The sequence below is a fragment of the Streptomyces sp. NPDC044106 genome (genome assembly GCF_056433985.1).
The window spans coordinates 79555-94106 of the sequence record NZ_JBWKFZ010000028.1 but is presented as its reverse complement, the minus strand read 5'-3'; the positions used below and the strand labels follow the sequence as shown (position 1 = coordinate 94106).

The following is a 14552-nucleotide window of genomic DNA, read 5'->3' as shown; positions in this document are numbered from 1 at the left end:
CGCTACGACAAGACCCGTGAGTCCTACCAGGCCACCGTCACCATCGCCTCACTCCTGCTCTGGATCTGACCCTTTGAAGACGATCTCTAGGGGCGTCTTCTCGACAGGGCACTCCCGGCACAGTGCAGTAGTTTGGCCACACCCCACCTTTTGCGTACATATGGGGAGCTGCCCCGTGACTGCTCACGTACTCAGACCGCACACCGTCGTCGGTGAACACAAGGTCACCACGGCAGAGATCGCCGACGACGTGAGCGCCCGCCACCCCGACCATCCGCGCCTGCGCGCGATCCTCCGCGTCATCGGCAACAGCGGGGTGCGGACCCGCTACTTCACACGGCCCCTCGACTCCCCCACCGTCGCCGGAACGGCCGATGTCGGCGAGCGTGTCCGCACCGCCTTCGCCGACTCCCTCACCATGGCCGAGCACGCCGCGACCCTGGCCCTGGACGAGGCGGGGCTCACCGCACAGGACATCGACGCCCTCGTCACCACGCACACCACGAGCTGGGCCGTCCCGAACCTCGACATCGCCCTCGTCTCGCGCCTCGGCCTCCGTCCCGACCTGCGCCGCATCGCGCTGGCGACGGTGGCCTGCCCGGGCGGCGCACTGGCCCTCGCCCGGGCCGCCGACCTCATCGCTGCGCGGCCGGGCAGCAAGGTCCTCGTGGTCGCCGCCGAAGTGCTCTCCGGCATCTACCACCACAGCGACACCACCATCGAGTCAATGATCTACAAGGCGCTGTTCGGTGACGCTGCCGCCGCGACGGTCGTCACCGACACCCCGACGGGGGCCGGGCTCGCCATCGACGACGCCTTCGAGTACGTGCTGCCGGACAGCCTCGACCGGCAGCGCGGCCGGATGGCCGCGGACGGCATCCACTTCGACTCCACGAAGCAGGTCCTGGCCGCGGTCACCGACGTGCTGCCCCGCCTCGTGGAATGGCTCGGCCCGCAGAGGCTCGACTTCGCCGTGCTCCACCCCGGAAGCCCCCGCATCATCGCCGAGACCGCCGGCGCCCTGCACCTCGACGACCACGCCGCACGACACGCCACGGACACGCTCAGCCACGAGGGGAACCTCGGCGGCGTCAGCGTCCTGCGCGTCCTGGAACGCACCCACGCCGACCCGCCCGACGACGGCGCGCACGGCGCCGTCGTCGCCTTCGGCCCCGGCTTCGCCGCGACGGCGCTGCGGTGCCGATGGCGGGGCGCCGCTTAGATCCTGTGTTCCGCCCGCGCAAGGGCGGGACCCGGCACGGCCCCGCGAAATCCGGTTGCCGCCTCCTCCGCGCCCTGCTGAGGTGACCCCATGGATCACGAGGCGGTACTGACCGCGTACGACCGGCAGCTTCGGCACGGCGCACCGGGTGAGGGCGACGGCGCGCGGGTCGAGAGGACCGGCGGTGTCGTGCGGGTGACCGGTGACGCCCATGCCTGGAACGGCGTGCTGTGGGCCGACATCGACGCGACGACCGCGGACACCGTGATCGCGGAGCAGGTGCGCCACTACACCGACGCCGGGCGGGAGTTCGAGTGGAAGCTGCACTCCTACGACCGCCCCGCCGACCTCGCCGAGCGGCTCCTCACGGCCGGGTTCGAGGCCGAGCCCACGGAAACGGTCATGGTCGCGGAGGCCGACGCCCTGCCTCCGGGCCCCGACCTGCCCGAAGGTGTACGGCTGTTGCCGGTGACGGACGCCGCGAGCGCGCGCCTCATGGCCCAGGCGCACCTGGCGGCCTTCGGCGAGGACGACGCCGCGCTCAGCGAGCAGCTCGCCCGGCGTGTACTCGACCGGCTCACCGCGACGCCCGACGAGATCGTCGCGGTCGTCGTGATGGCCGGGGAGCAGCCGGTGTGCGGCGCGCGGATGGAGTTCCGCCCGGGCACCGACTTCGCCGGGCTCTGGGGCGGCGGCACCGATCCGCGGTGGCGCGGCAAGGGCATCTACCGCGCGCTGGTGGACCACCGCGCCCGGATCGCCGTCGCACGCGGCTACCGCTATCTGCAGGTCGACGCCTCGGCCGACAGCCGCCCCATCCTGGACCGCCTGGGCTTCGCCACGCTCTGCACGACCACGCCCTACGTGTACCTGCCGTAGGACGAGCCCTCACCGGCCGCCTCCCGCGGCGGCGGCTGCTCAGAGCAGCTTGGCGATGGCCTCCGCCGTGTCCGTCTCGCCGAGCCTCGGGAAGATCTTCTCCACGCTGTTGCGGTGGGCGTCGGCGTCCATGTCGGTCACGGCGTCGACGGCGACGGTGACGTGGTAGCCGTGCTCGTGCGCCGCGCGGGCCGTCGACTCCACTCCGATGCTCGTCGCGATGCCGGCGAGCACGATCTGGGTGACGCCCCCGCGGCGCAGCCGCAGGTCGAGATCGGTGCCGTAGAAGGCGCCCCACTGCTGCTTGGTGACGACGATGTCGCCCTCCGCGCGCCCGAGTTCGGGGACGAGCTCCGCCCAGTCCGCGGGTACGTCGCCGCCGCGCGCGGGGCTTTCGGTACGGCCCGGGGCGCCGCCGGTCACCCGCACAAGGACCACGGGGAGTCCGCGCCCGCGGAAGGCGTCCGCCAGCGCGGCGGCCCGTTCGACGATCTGCTGTGAGGGGTGAACGGTGGGCAGCGCGGTGATGCCCTTCTGGAGGTCGACGAGGACGAGGGCGGTGGTGGAGTCAAGGACGGTGGCAGTCATGGGAGTTGTGCCTTTCTGTGCCTGGGGCGGCTGTGCTGTCTGTTGTTGTGTCGGCTGTGGCTGCGGCTGGGTTGCGTGGCCGCAGCGCGCGGTCCGTGAAGGTCAGGACGATCAGGGCCAGCGCCAGGACGCCGCCGACCGCGGCCATCAGGTGGAGCCCCCCGTCGTCGGCCCGCTGCCCGTAGGCGAGGCCGATCAGCCCGGAGGCCGTGATGGCGCCGAGGTACTGGGCGGTGCGCTGGAGTCCGGCCGCCGCGCCGATGGCATCGGCGGGCGCGTACTGCTGCACGGCGGCCTGGTTTCCGGTGCCCATGAGCCCCTGCGGGATGCCGAAACAGGCACCGGCCAGGAGCAGTACGGCGAGCGGCGTGGAACCCGTCGTGAAGAGCAGCAGCGAGCTGCCCGCGGACAGGAGCACCGCGGCGACGGTGAGCGGGGCCCGAATGCCCTTCGTGCGCGCCCCGATCAGTGAACAGGCCAGCGCGGCGAGGGACATCGGCAGCATGACGAGTCCGGTGTGCAGCGAGGAGTAGCCGCGCTCCTCCTCCAGCCACTGGGTGAAGCCGTACATCACGCAGTACACGACGAGGTAGCTGAGCCCGTGCCGCAGGTACGTGCGGGCGAGCGCGGGGTTGGCGCCCAGCATGCGCAGGTCGATGAACGGGCGCGGGTGGCGCAGCTGCCACCAGGTGAGGACGGCGGAGAGCAGGACGGTGGGGGCGAGCAGCCACCACATCGGGTGGCGCAGGTCGAGAAGGAAGACGACGAGGCAGCTGAGCGCGCCGGTGAAGAGCAGTATCCCGAGCGGGTCGAGCGCGGCGGCGAGGCCGCTGCCCGGGCTGCTCCCCGAACCACTGCCCGAGCCCTTGCCCCTCGGGCCGTCCTTCGGGACCCAGCGCAGAGCGCTGCCGTACGCGAGGAGCGCCACCGGCACGTTGACGGCGAAGATGCCACGCCAGCCCGCGCTCGCGACGAGGAGTCCGCCGAGCGTCGGCCCGATCGCCGCGCTGCCCAGCGCGGCGAAGGAGAGGCGGCCGAGGACGGTGCGCGGGGTGGGTCGGCCGAGGCGCGCGGACTCGCCGCGCAGGACCGCCATCGCCGCCGGGTACGCGGCCGACGTGCCGATGCCGAGCAACAGCCGGGAGACGAGCAGCCAGCCGAAGCCGGGGGCGAGCGCCCCCACGAGGCCGGAGGCGACGACGGCCAGGAGGCCACCGAGGAAGACCCGGCGCGGCCCGACGCTGTCGGCGAGCCTGCCGAGGACGGGCTGGGCGACGGCGCTGGCGAGGTAGAGCGCGGAGACGAGCCATGCGGTGTCCGCGGCGCCGACGCCGAAGTCGTGACCGATCGCCACCAGGCCTGTGGAGATCATCGTGGTGTTGAGCGGGTTGAGCAGGGAGCCGAGAAGCAGGGGTGCGGTGAGCCGCGCGCCGAAGCCGGGGCGCCCGTCCGCCGCGTCGGCCCCGTGCTCGGTGGCCGCCGTGTGCTCCGCCCGCGCACGAGACGTGGCCCTCACTTGCGCATCAGTCGTTCCAACAGCTCGACCGTTGCGGCGAGTTGGCGCCGCTCGGCCGGGTCGAGCTCCTCGGCGACGGCCAGCGAGAGCCAGCCCTGTTTGGCGGCCCGCGCTTCGGCGAGGGTGCGGCGGCCGTTGTCGGTGAGGAAGAGCACGGACTGCCGTCCGTCGTTCGGGTCGGGGGCCCGCTCGATCAGCTCCATGGACTCCAGCGCGCCCACGGTCATCCGCATCGACTGGGGGCGTACGAGCTCCGCGCGCGCCAGGCCCGCCGTGGTCACGGGCCCCTCGCGGTCGATGCGGGAGAGCACGGAACGCTGCGAGGGGCTGAGGCCGCTCCCGGGGGACGCTCCGCGCAGCCGTCGCACGAACCGTCCGACGACGTTCGTGAGGTCGGCGGCGACTTGCTCCGGCGTGGGGTCATCGAGGTGTCCGCTCATGCCTCGACGATACGAGGTCGACAGGCAAACTTGCAAGCTTGCCTGTCAATCCCTCGTCATCTCAGCCCCTCCCCTCCCCCAGAGGCGGCGCGGCCGGTTACCGGATAGGCATCCCCGACAGGGTGCGCGCGATGACCAGGCGCTGGATCTCGCTCGTGCCCTCGAAGATCGTGTAGATCGCGGCGTCGCGGTGCATGCGCTCCACCGGGTACTCGCGGGTGAAGCCGTTGCCGCCGAGGATCTGCACCGCCTGCGCGGTGACCTTCTTGGCGACCTCGCTCGCGTACAGCTTCGACATGGAGCCCTCGGCCGACTCGAACTTCTTGCCGGTGCTCGCCATCCACGAGGCGCGCCACACCAGGAGGCGGGCCGCGTCGATCTGGGTGCGCATGTCGGCGAGCTGGAAGGCGACGCCCTGGTTGTCGATGATCGGGCGGCCGAACTGCGTACGCGTCTTGGCGTACTCCAGCGCCTCCTCGTACGCGGCGCGGGCCGTGCCCACGGCCATGGCGCCGACCGCAGGGCGCGATGCCTCGAAGGTGGCCATCGCGGCGTTCTTGACGCGCTCGCCGCCGGTCCTCACGCGCTCCCGGGCGCGGGCGAGGCGCTCGTCCAGCTTCTCCTTGCCGCCGAGCAGACAGTGGCCCGGCACCCGCACGTCCTCAAGGACGACCTCGGCGGTGTGCGAGGCGCGGATGCCGTGCTTCTTGAACTTCTGCCCCTGGGACAGGCCCGGGGTGGCCGGCGGGACGATGAAGGACGCGTGGCCCTTGGAGCCGAGCTCGGGGTCGACGACCGCCACGACGACGTGGACGTTGGCTATGCCGCCGTTGGTCGCCCAGGTCTTCGTGCCGTTGAGGACCCACTCATCCTTGGCCTCGTCGTAGACGGCGCGGGTCCGCATGGCCGCCACATCCGATCCGGCGTCGGGCTCCGAGGAGCAGAAGGCGGCGACCTTGACGTCGTTCACGTCGCCGTACATCTGCGGGATCCACGTACCGATCTGCTCCTCGGTGCCGTTGGCGAGCACGCCGACGGCGGCCAGACCCGTGCCCATGATGGACAGGCCGATGCCCGCGTCACCCCAGAAGATCTCCTCGGTGGCCATCGGGATGCCGAGTCCCGTGGGGTCGAAGAACTGCTGTGCGTAGAAATCGAGTGAATAGATTCCCAACTTCGCCGCTTCCTGGATGATGGGCCACGGGGTCTCCTCGCGCTCGTCCCACTCGGCGGCCGCGGGGCGGATCACATCGGCGGCGAACCCGTGGAGCCAGTCCCGGACCTCCTTCTGTTCGTCGTTGAGCTCCATGGTGAACTCGGCCATGACCCCTCCAGGACCTGCGATCAACTGCGACGTTACTTGCGGTAACAGCAGTCTGTTACCGGCCAGTAGCCCCTGTCAACTCCCGGCAGCCCGTTCGATGCGGGCCGGTCGGCGGGTGTTACGTTGCGCGTGCGTCACCGATTCAGCACGGGCGGGGAGAAACGATGGAGACCACGCAGCGGACCGATCAGCAGCGGTCCGCGGAGCGCCGACGGCGCGAACTGCTCGAGGCCGCGGACCGGGTCGTGCTCCGCGACGGCCCCGGCGCCTCCATGAACGCCATCGCCGCCGAGGCGGGCATCACCAAGCCGATCCTCTACCGCCACTTCGGCGACAAGGGCGGCCTGTACGCCGCGCTCGCCAAGCGGCACACCGACGCGCTCCTCGAAGCCCTGCGCGCCGCGCTCGATGCCCCCGCCGAGCGCAGGGAGCGCGTCGAGGCCACGCTCGACACCTACCTCGCGGCGATCGAGGCACGCCCCCAGGTCTACCGCTTCCTCATGCACCCGTCGGAGGCCCCCTCGCCCGGGGAGCAGGGCTTCGACGTCGGCCTGCACTCCGCTCCCCTGCTGCGCCGCCTCGGCGAGGAACTCGCCGAGGTCATCGAGGAGCGCGTCGACCTCGGCCCGGAGAGCGCCGAGCTCGCCCGCGTCTGGGGACACGGCATCGTCGGCATGATGCACGCCGCCGGCGACTGGTGGCTCGGCGAACGCCCCTGCCCGCGCGCGCAGTTGGTGCGCAGCCTCGCCGATCTGCTCTGGGGACGGCTCGCGGCGGCGGGCAACCGGGTGGGCGGCCCCGGGTTCTGAGAGCCTCAGGAGTTCCCGCGGGCCTCGGAGTTCCAGGAGGCCCTGGCGGCGGCCCGCAGCACCCTGCGGCGCCGCCAGCCGGTGAGGCGGTCGGTGTAGACGCCACCGTCCAAGTGGTCGTACTCGTGCTGGAGGCAGCGCGCGAACCAGCCCGTGCCGTGCACCCGCACGGGCTCCCCGCGCATGTCGACACCTTCGACCACGGCGTGGTCGAAGCGCGGCGTCCCCGCCTCAAGGCCGGGCAGCGACAGACAGCCCTCCGGTCCGCGCACCGTCACGCCGTCCACCTCGACGAGCGTCGGATTCACCACATGCCCGAGGTGGCGGACATCGTCGTCGTCCTCGCAGTCGTAGACGAACAGCCGTCGGCCCACCCCGATCTGGTTCGCGGCGAGTCCCACCCCCCGCGCGGCGTACATCGTCGCGAACATGTCCTCGATGAGGGCCGCCAGTTCGGGGCCGAAGTCGGTGACGTCCTCGCACACCGCGTGCAGCACGGGGTCGCCGAGCAGGGTCAGAGGTCGTACGCGCCCCGAGGCGCCCGGGATCGTGCCGTGTCGCATGGCGGCAAGAGTACGGTCCAAGGGACGGAGCGGCATCGGGAGGTGCCGAGGTGGTGCCGTGATTCGGGCTTGCCAGTGGATCTCGATAGGCTGAGCAGCGAATCGATGCCGGGGGCAGGCGCGGCGCCGTACGCAAGGAGGATCTCGACAGATGTCAGGCAACACGGACCCGCTGTCGCCGCGGGCCAAGCTGGCCGTGACGGCGGGCAAGGCGGCCGCGGCGGTGTCACGCGCAGCGGGCCGCGGCAGCGGATCGGTGATCGGCGGCAAGGTCGCGCTCAAGCTCGACCCCGAACTGCTCGGACGGCTCGCCACACACCTGGACGTCGTCCTCGTGTCGGCCACCAACGGCAAGACGACCACCACGCGCCTGATCGCCGAGGCGCTACGGGCCAGCGGCCCGGTCGTCTCGAACGCGCTCGGTGCGAACATGCCCGCCGGAATCACCTCGGCCCTCGCCGGCGGCTCCGACGCGCGGTTCGGTGTGATCGAGGTCGACGAGAAGTACCTTGCGGGCGTCGCCCGTGACGTCGACCCGAAGGCGATCGCGCTGCTGAACCTCTCGCGCGACCAGCTCGACCGCGCCGCCGAGACCCGCATGCTCGCCGAGCACTGGCGCGAGGGCCTGGCCGGCTCCAAGGCCGTGGTCATCGCCAACGCCGACGACCCGCTGGTCGTCTGGGCGGCCTCCTCCTCTCCGAACGTGGTGTGGGTGGCCGCGGGCCAGGAGTGGAAGGACGACGCCTGGTCGTGCCCGTCCTGCGGTGGCGTCATGCAGCGCCCCGGCGACGACTGGTTCTGCGGCGAGTGCGGTTTCCGCCGCCCGGCGCCCAGCTGGGTGCTCTCCGGCGACCACGTCCTCGACCCGCACGGCTCGGCCTGGCCGATCCACCTCCAGCTGCCCGGCCGGGCGAACAAGGCCAACGCTGCCTCCTCGGCCGCCGTGGCCGCCGTCTTCGGCGTGCCGCCCCAGGTCGCCCTTGAACGCATGTACCAGGTGCAGGCCGTCGCCGGACGCTACGACGTCGTGCAGTTCCAGGGCCGCGATCTGCGTCTGCTGCTCGCGAAGAACCCCGCGGGCTGGCTCGAGACGTTCTCGCTGATCGACCCGCCGCCGACCCCGGTGATCCTCTCCGTGAACGCGCGCGGCGCGGACGGCACGGACACCTCCTGGCTCTGGGACGTCGACTACACCCGCCTCGCCGGTCACCCGATCTTCGTGCTGGGCGACCGCAAGCTGGACCTGGCCGTGCGTCTGGAGGTCGCGAACCTCGACTTCCGGGTCTGCGAGAGCCTCGACGAAGCGGTGCAGCTCGCCCCGCCGGGACGTATCGAGACCATCGCGAACTACACCGCCTTCCAGGACCTGCGCCGCCGCGTCGGCAACTGACCCGCCCGGATAAGGACATGAGCATGAGCGACAACAGCCTGCGGCTGGTGTGGATCTACCCCGACCTGCTGAGCACGTACGGAGACCAGGGCAACGCCCTGGTCGTGGAGCGCCGGGCGCGCCAGCGCGGCCTCCAGGTCGAGCGCTACGACGTGCGCAGCGACCAGCCGGTACCCACCTCCGGCGACATCTACCTGATCGGTGGCGGTGAGGACCGCCCCCAGCGCCTGGCGGCCGAGCGGCTGCGCCGCGACGGCGGACTGCAGCGGGCGGTGGGCAACGGCGCGATCGTCTTCTCGGTCTGCGCCGGCTACCAGATCCTCGGCAACGAGTTCATCAACGACCTCGGCCAGCGCGAGCCGGGCCTCGGCCTGCTCGACGTGGTCTCCACCCGCGGTGAGGGCGACCGGTGCGTCGGTGACGTGCTCGGCGACATCGACCCGCAGCTGGGCCTCCCCCCGCTGACCGGCTTCGAGAACCACCAGGGCATCACACACATCGGCCCTTCCGCACGGCCGCTGGCGCGCGTCACGCTCGGCCGGGGCAACGGCACGGGCGACGGCACCGAGGGCGCGTACAACGGCACCGTCTTCGGTACGTACATGCACGGCCCCGTGCTCGCCCGCAACCCGCTCATCGCGGACCTGCTCCTGAAGCTGGCCCTCGATGTGAACGCGCTGCCGCCCACGGACGACCGGTGGTACGAGGCGCTGCGCAACGAGCGCATCGCCGCCGCCCAGCAGCCCGCGTAAGCACCCCGGCCCGGAGCCCGGCTGACGCCCCGCCCGCACATGTGAGCGGGGCCGTCCAGCCTTCGGACGCCTGATGCGGCCCCGCCCCCCGGCGCCTATAGGGTGGCGGGGATCCAGCCGGACGACGTGGTCCGGTCATCGACCCACGTTGCAAAGGTATTCCGTGCAATGCGCATTGGTGTCCTGACCTCCGGCGGCGACTGCCCCGGCCTGAACGCCGTCATCCGTTCCGTCGTGCACCGCGCGGTGGCGGACCACGGCGACGAGGTCATCGGCTTCCACGACGGCTGGAAAGGCCTCCTGGAATGCGACTACCGCAAGCTGGACCTCGACGCGGTGGGCGGCATCCTCGCCCGCGGCGGAACGATCCTCGGCTCCTCCCGCGTACAACCCGCCCACCTGCGTGACGGCGTGGAGCGCGCCAAGGGCCACGTCGCCGAACTCGGCCTCGACGCGATCATCCCGATCGGCGGCGAGGGCACGCTGAAGGCGGCCCGGCTCCTCTCCGACGCGGGCCTGCCCATCGTGGGCGTGCCCAAGACCATCGACAACGACATCGCCGTCACCGACGTCACCTTCGGCTTCGACACGGCCGTCGGCGTCGCCACCGAGGCCCTGGACCGCCTCAAGACGACCGCGGAATCGCACCAGCGCGTCCTGATCGTGGAGGTCATGGGCCGGCACACCGGCTGGATCGCCCTGCACTCGGGCATGGCAGCCGGCGCGCACGCCATCGTCGTCCCTGAGCGCCCCTTCGACATCGAGGAGCTGGCGAAGAAGGTCGGCGAACGCTTCTCCGCGGGCAAGAAGTTCGCCATCGTCGTGGCCGCCGAGGGCGCCAAGCCCCGGGAGGGCTCCATGGAGTTCGACGAGGGCGCCAAGGACATCTACGGCCACGAGCGGTTCGCGGGCATCGCCCGGCAGCTCTCCCTCGAACTGGAGCACCGCCTCGGCAAGGAGGCCCGGCCGGTCATCCTCGGCCACGTCCAGCGCGGCGGCACCCCCACCGCGTACGACCGCGTGCTCGCGACCCGCTTCGGCTGGCACGCGGTGGAGGCGGTGCACCGCGGCGAGTTCGGCATGATGACGGCGCTGCGCGGCACGGACATCACCATGGTGCCGCTCGCGGAGGCGGTCGAGACGCTCAAGACTGTCCCCGAGGAGCGCTACGCCGAGGCGGAGTGCGTGCTCTAGCCAGGCCGTCCCGCGCACTACTCGCCCCCGGTCGTGTCAACGGCCGGGGGCAGTTCTACTCTGGTGCCGACACACGTCGCACAATCCGCACGAATCAGGAGCCACTGGATGGATCACAGCGGGCACGGCATGAACATGGATCTGCCGCCGTTCACGCTGGGGCGAGGCCTGGAACTCTCCGCCGACCCCTTCTTCCTCATCAGCTGCCTGGTGGCCCTCGCCCTGTACGGCTGGGGCGTGGCGCGGCTCGTGCGACGCGGCGACAAGTGGCCTGCGGGCCGCACGGTCTCGTTCGTGATCGGCATCCTGACCGTGCTGCTCGTCATGTGCACCAAGCTCAACGACTACGGCATGGTCATGTTCAGCGTGCACATGTCCCAGCACATGGTGATCAGCATGCTGTCGCCGATCCTGCTGCTGCTCGGCGCGCCGATCACGCTGGCGCTGCGGGCGCTGCCGGTGGCGGCGCGCGGCAGCAAGGGCCCGCGCGAGTGGCTCCTCTGGCTGCTGCAGAGCCGGTACGTCAAGATCATCACGCACCCCGCGTTCACCATCCCGCTCTTCATCGCGAGCCTGTACGCGCTCTACTTCACGCCGCTCTTCGACACCTTGATGAGCTCCAAGGCGGGCCACATCGGGATGATGGTGCACTTCCTCGCCGTCGGCCTGGTCTTCTTCTGGCCGATCATGGGCGTCGACCCGGGACCGCACCGGCCCGGCCACATCTTCCGGATGCTGGAGCTGTTCGCGGGCATGCCGTTCCACGCGTTCTTCGGCATCGCGCTGATGATGGCGACGCAGCCGATGATCGGCACCTACATGCATCCGCCCGCCTCCCTGGGCATCGACGCCCTCTCCGACCAGGAGGCGGCAGGCGGCATCGCCTGGGCCTTCAGCGAGATCCCGTCCGTGGTGGTCCTGGTGGCCCTGCTCTTCCAGTGGCGGCGCTCTGAGGACCGTGAGGCACGGCGCAAGGACCGTGCCGCGGACCGGAACGGCGACAAGGAGCTCGAGGAGTACAACGCCTATCTGGCCTCACTGGCCGCTCGCGGACGCTAGCGCGAGAAGGTCCTCCCGGGTGACGATGGCCTTTGGACCGCGGTCTGGGCGCACCGTCGCCGCAGGCTGCCGGGAGGAGGCTGAGCGATGCCCAGTTCCACGAAGACCATGGGTGGGTTCACCATCGGGGGCCTGGTCATGGTGACCGCCTACACGGCGGCGCTCGGAAGCAACGGCTGGCTGTGGTTCGGCTGGGTCGTGGTCGGCCTGCTCACGCTGGCCATGGTCCTGTCACGCGGCACGCCCTGAGGACCTCGCGGCGCCCGGTACCGGTCAGAAGCGGAAGACGTGACCGGTGTCGGCGTCCAGGGCGCAGGCGTTCGGGTACGTCTTGTGCCAGCCGACCGTCCGGCCCCGGTAGGTGCCGGTGGCGGTCGCCGTGACCGGCTCGAACTCCTTCGTGCACGCGTGCGGGTCCTTCGCCAGCGCGTCGAAGTCCCCCCGCGCCTGAGCGATCGCCGCACACGCCTCGGCCGCCCGCGGATGATGCCCGGAAGGGTCGGGTTCACAGCGCAGCAGCACGCCGCGGACCCAGGTGTTCTCGTCGCCCGAGACGGTGAGGAGGAGCCCTCGGTCCGGGGTGGGCGCCTCTTGCGCGGCATGGGCCGGCAGGGCCGCGCCGAGGGTGACCAGGGCGGCGGCCGTGAGACGGAGCGGGCGCATGGGGACCTCCGGAGTGTGACGTCGGAGAGCGACGGTGGCGGTGACGTTCGGTGGCGTCGGGACGCGGGATGCGGTGGCGTCCGGGGACGCGGGTGCGGTGGCGTCGGGACGCCGGGCACAGCCCACGGCATCCGTCGCCCCCACCACGCGTCCAGGCGCCGCGCCGGCCGGTCCCCCGCAAGGCGGCACGCAAGGGCCCGAACGGGCTCTCGCATCCGCGCTGTCGATTGGCTACTGTGCGTCGGCACCTGGACCAGGGGGAAGGCTGCAGTCATGTTCTACCTACTGCTCAAGCATGTGATCCTCGGCCCGCTGCTCCGGCTGATGTTCCGGCCCAGGATCGAGGGATTGGAACATGTGCCGGACAACGGCGCGGCGATCGTCGCGGGCAACCACCTGTCGTTCTCCGACCACTTCTTGATGCCTGCGATCATCAAGCGCCGTATCACCTTCCTCGCGAAGGCCGAGTACTTCACGGGGCCCGGCATCAAGGGCCGGCTGACCGCCGCGTTCTTCCGCAGCGCCGGGCAGATCCCCGTCGACCGGTCCGGCAAGGAGGCGGGCCGGGCCGCGATCCGCGAAGGCCTCGGCGTGCTGCGCAAGGGTGAGCTGCTCGGCATCTACCCGGAGGGCACCCGCTCGCACGACGGACGGCTGTACAAGGGGAAGGTCGGCGTCGCGGCGATGGCGCTCAAGGCTCAGGTGCCGGTGGTCCCGTGCGCCATGATCGGCACGTTCGAGGCGCAGCCGCCCGGCCAGAAGGTGCCGAACCTCAAGCGCGTGACGATCCGCTTCGGGGCACCTCTCGACTTCTCCCGTTACGTCGGCATGGACAACGAGAAGGCGGTCCTGCGGGCCGTCACCGACGAGATCATGTACGCGATCCTCGGGCTCTCCGGCCAGGAGTACGTCGACAGGTACGCGGCGGTCGTGAAGGCCGAGGAGGCGGAGCGGGCCGAGGCGAGCAGCAGGGAGCAGCGGAAGTTCCCGAGAATGCCGCTGAGCTGACGCCTCTGCCAGGAGCAGATTCCCTCCCCTCGGCCGCCTGCCGGGACATACGGTCCGATCATGAAGAAGGCAATGGTGATCGGTGCGACGGGACAGATCGGGCGGGTGGCGGTGCGGGCGCTCGCCGAGGACGGCTGGGCGGTGACGGCGGCGTCGCGGGGAGCGGGCAGGGACGAGCGGTGGCCGGAGGATGTACGGGCCGTACGCCTGGACCGGGAGGACGACGCGGCGCTGGCCGACGCGCTCGGCGAGGGCATGGACCTCGTGGTCGACATGGTGGCGTTCACCGCCGCGCACGCCCGGCAGTACGCCGGTCTCGCCGACCGGATCGGGTCGGCGGTGGTGGTCTCGAGCGGCGCGGTGTACGAGGACGAGAAGGGCCGCAGCTTCGACACCCAGGACGAGCCCGACGGCTTCCCTCGGTACCCCGTGCCGATCCCGGAGAGCCAGCGAACGGTGGCGCCCGGCGACTCGACGTACGGCACCCGCAAGATCGAGCTGGAGCGCGAGCTGCTCGCGCTCGGCGAGCGGCTGCCGGTGACCCTTCTGCGCGCCGGTGCGATCCACGGGCCGTACTGCGGCGCGCCGCGCGAGCTGTACTTCGTGAAGCGGAACCTGGACGGACGGCGCACTCGCGTGCTCACGCACGGAGGGCTCAGCCGCTTCCACCCGGTGAGCGTCCACAACCTCGCGGAGCTCATCCGGCTGGCCGGCGCACGCCCCGGCTCCCGGCTCCTTAACGCGGGCGATCCGGGGGCTCCCACGGTGGCGGAGATCGGCGCGGCGATCGATTCGGTGATGGGGTTCGAGAGCGGGACGGTGACGGTGACGGTGCCGGGCGAGGCTCCGGCCCCGAACGTCGGCGTGACGCCTTGGTCCACGGCGCACCCGGTGGTGTACGACATGTCGGCGGCGGAGCGGGAATTGGGGTACCGCGCGGTGACCACGTACGAGGATTCGCTGGAGGAAACCGTGCACTGGCTGGCTCGGCGGCTGGAGGGCCGCGACTGGCGCGAGGCGTTCCCGAAGATGGCCGCGAACTACGACCCCTCGGTCGACCTCTTCGACTACGCGGCGGAGGACGCCTGGCTCGCGGGCCGGAATTCCTGAGGCCCACAGACGGACGGCCGCCACCGGGATCACCC

At 71.4% G+C, this 14552-nt stretch carries 16 protein-coding genes; 10 read left to right on the top strand and 6 right to left on the bottom strand.

Annotation, left to right across the window (positions count from 1 at the left end; translation table 11 throughout):
• Positions 1-175: 175 nt before the first annotated feature.
• Together AC07DI_RS35350 and AC07DI_RS35345 are read left to right on the top strand one after the other, a co-directional pair.
• Positions 176-1222, top strand: coding sequence for a PhlD (locus tag AC07DI_RS35350; RefSeq protein ID WP_478908857.1), 1047 nt, complete (start codon positions 176-178; stop codon positions 1220-1222).
• A 90-nt stretch (positions 1223-1312) separates the two neighbouring features.
• The gene (locus tag AC07DI_RS35345) at positions 1313-2101 is read left to right on the top strand and encodes a GNAT family N-acetyltransferase (protein WP_478908855.1); all 789 of its coding nucleotides are present in this window, start codon (positions 1313-1315) and stop codon (positions 2099-2101) included.
• Positions 2102-2140: 39 nt separating this feature from the next.
• On the opposite strand, the gene AC07DI_RS35340 is transcribed toward AC07DI_RS35345, so the two are convergent.
• The 4 genes from AC07DI_RS35340 to AC07DI_RS35325 all read right to left on the bottom strand — a co-directional run bounded on the left by AC07DI_RS35340 (position 2141) and on the right by AC07DI_RS35325 (position 5969).
• A complete protein-coding gene (locus AC07DI_RS35340) occupies positions 2141-2689 on the bottom strand; it encodes an isochorismatase family protein (RefSeq protein WP_478908853.1) in 549 nt (182 codons plus the stop codon).
• On the bottom strand, positions 2670-4061 hold the full coding sequence (locus AC07DI_RS35335) for an MFS transporter (protein ID WP_478908861.1): 1392 nt from the start codon (positions 4059-4061) through the stop codon (positions 2670-2672). The genes AC07DI_RS35340 and AC07DI_RS35335 overlap by 20 nt, the downstream gene beginning before the upstream one ends.
• A 140-nt stretch (positions 4062-4201) precedes the next feature.
• The gene (locus AC07DI_RS35330) at positions 4202-4645 is read right to left on the bottom strand and encodes a MarR family winged helix-turn-helix transcriptional regulator (protein ID WP_478908852.1); all 444 of its coding nucleotides are present in this window, start codon (positions 4643-4645) and stop codon (positions 4202-4204) included.
• A gap of 97 nt (positions 4646-4742) precedes the next feature.
• Positions 4743-5969: an acyl-CoA dehydrogenase family protein gene (locus AC07DI_RS35325; RefSeq protein WP_478908850.1), complete on the bottom strand. Its 1227-nt coding sequence runs from the start codon at positions 5967-5969 to the stop codon at positions 4743-4745.
• Between the two features lie 164 nt (positions 5970-6133).
• On the opposite strand from AC07DI_RS35325, the gene AC07DI_RS35320 reads away from it, so the two are divergent.
• Positions 6134-6778, top strand: a complete 645-nt coding sequence (locus AC07DI_RS35320; protein ID WP_384252696.1) for a TetR/AcrR family transcriptional regulator — start codon at positions 6134-6136, stop codon at positions 6776-6778.
• Between the two features lie 5 nt (positions 6779-6783).
• On the opposite strand, the gene def is transcribed toward AC07DI_RS35320, so the two are convergent.
• A complete protein-coding gene (gene def / locus AC07DI_RS35315) occupies positions 6784-7341 on the bottom strand; it encodes a peptide deformylase (protein ID WP_384252699.1) in 558 nt (185 codons plus the stop codon).
• 151 nt (positions 7342-7492) lie between these two features.
• On the opposite strand from def, the gene AC07DI_RS35310 reads away from it, so the two are divergent.
• From AC07DI_RS35310 to AC07DI_RS35290, 5 genes are all read left to right on the top strand, one after another.
• The gene (locus tag AC07DI_RS35310; protein WP_384252701.1) at positions 7493-8731 is read left to right on the top strand and encodes a MurT ligase domain-containing protein; all 1239 of its coding nucleotides are present in this window, start codon (positions 7493-7495) and stop codon (positions 8729-8731) included.
• Between the two features lie 23 nt (positions 8732-8754).
• Positions 8755-9483: a type 1 glutamine amidotransferase gene (locus tag AC07DI_RS35305; protein ID WP_384252703.1), complete on the top strand. Its 729-nt coding sequence runs from the start codon at positions 8755-8757 to the stop codon at positions 9481-9483.
• Between the two features lie 168 nt (positions 9484-9651).
• Complete coding sequence (locus AC07DI_RS35300) at positions 9652-10677, top strand: 6-phosphofructokinase (RefSeq protein ID WP_384252706.1); 1026 nt, start codon at positions 9652-9654, stop codon at positions 10675-10677.
• A gap of 108 nt (positions 10678-10785) precedes the next feature.
• The gene (locus tag AC07DI_RS35295; RefSeq protein ID WP_478908847.1) at positions 10786-11736 is read left to right on the top strand and encodes a cytochrome c oxidase assembly protein; all 951 of its coding nucleotides are present in this window, start codon (positions 10786-10788) and stop codon (positions 11734-11736) included.
• Between the two features lie 87 nt (positions 11737-11823).
• A complete protein-coding gene (locus AC07DI_RS35290; protein ID WP_384252711.1) occupies positions 11824-11985 on the top strand; it encodes a hypothetical protein in 162 nt (53 codons plus the stop codon).
• A gap of 24 nt (positions 11986-12009) precedes the next feature.
• Here the strand turns inward: AC07DI_RS35290 and AC07DI_RS35285 are convergent, their stop codons facing one another.
• Positions 12010-12399: an SSI family serine proteinase inhibitor gene (locus AC07DI_RS35285; protein WP_478908846.1), complete on the bottom strand. Its 390-nt coding sequence runs from the start codon at positions 12397-12399 to the stop codon at positions 12010-12012.
• A 273-nt stretch (positions 12400-12672) separates the two neighbouring features.
• On the opposite strand from AC07DI_RS35285, the gene AC07DI_RS35280 reads away from it, so the two are divergent.
• Positions 12673-13407, top strand: coding sequence for a lysophospholipid acyltransferase family protein (locus tag AC07DI_RS35280; protein WP_478908844.1), 735 nt, complete (start codon positions 12673-12675; stop codon positions 13405-13407).
• A gap of 72 nt (positions 13408-13479) precedes the next feature.
• Positions 13480-14517 carry an NAD-dependent epimerase/dehydratase family protein gene (locus AC07DI_RS35275; protein ID WP_478908859.1) on the top strand — a complete coding sequence of 346 codons (1038 nt, stop codon included), beginning with the start codon at positions 13480-13482 and terminating at the stop codon, positions 14515-14517.
• Positions 14518-14552: the final 35 nt, after the last annotated feature.

Excerpts from the sequence above, each read along its gene's own strand:
- AC07DI_RS35300 (WP_384252706.1), top strand. The coding sequence starts at position 9,652 with ATGCGCATTGGTGTCCTGACCTCCGGCGGCGACTGCCCCGGCCTGAAC.
- AC07DI_RS35295 (WP_478908847.1), top strand. The coding sequence starts at position 10,786 with ATGGATCACAGCGGGCACGGCATGAACATGGATCTGCCGCCGTTCACG.
- AC07DI_RS35305 (WP_384252703.1), top strand. The coding sequence starts at position 8,755 with ATGAGCGACAACAGCCTGCGGCTGGTGTGGATCTACCCCGACCTGCTG.
- AC07DI_RS35325 (WP_478908850.1), bottom strand. The coding sequence starts at position 5,969 with ATGGCCGAGTTCACCATGGAGCTCAACGACGAACAGAAGGAGGTCCGG.
- AC07DI_RS35320 (WP_384252696.1), top strand. The coding sequence starts at position 6,134 with ATGGAGACCACGCAGCGGACCGATCAGCAGCGGTCCGCGGAGCGCCGA.
- AC07DI_RS35275 (WP_478908859.1), top strand. The coding sequence starts at position 13,480 with ATGGTGATCGGTGCGACGGGACAGATCGGGCGGGTGGCGGTGCGGGCG.
- AC07DI_RS35335 (WP_478908861.1), bottom strand. The coding sequence starts at position 4,061 with ATGATCTCCACAGGCCTGGTGGCGATCGGTCACGACTTCGGCGTCGGC.
- AC07DI_RS35345 (WP_478908855.1), top strand. The coding sequence starts at position 1,313 with ATGGATCACGAGGCGGTACTGACCGCGTACGACCGGCAGCTTCGGCAC.
- AC07DI_RS35330 (WP_478908852.1), bottom strand. The coding sequence starts at position 4,645 with ATGAGCGGACACCTCGATGACCCCACGCCGGAGCAAGTCGCCGCCGAC.
- AC07DI_RS35290 (WP_384252711.1), top strand. The coding sequence starts at position 11,824 with ATGCCCAGTTCCACGAAGACCATGGGTGGGTTCACCATCGGGGGCCTG.
- AC07DI_RS35310 (WP_384252701.1), top strand. The coding sequence starts at position 7,493 with ATGTCAGGCAACACGGACCCGCTGTCGCCGCGGGCCAAGCTGGCCGTG.
- AC07DI_RS35280 (WP_478908844.1), top strand. The coding sequence starts at position 12,673 with ATGTTCTACCTACTGCTCAAGCATGTGATCCTCGGCCCGCTGCTCCGG.
- def (WP_384252699.1), bottom strand. The coding sequence starts at position 7,341 with ATGCGACACGGCACGATCCCGGGCGCCTCGGGGCGCGTACGACCTCTG.
- AC07DI_RS35340 (WP_478908853.1), bottom strand. The coding sequence starts at position 2,689 with ATGACTGCCACCGTCCTTGACTCCACCACCGCCCTCGTCCTCGTCGAC.
- AC07DI_RS35285 (WP_478908846.1), bottom strand. The coding sequence starts at position 12,399 with ATGCGCCCGCTCCGTCTCACGGCCGCCGCCCTGGTCACCCTCGGCGCG.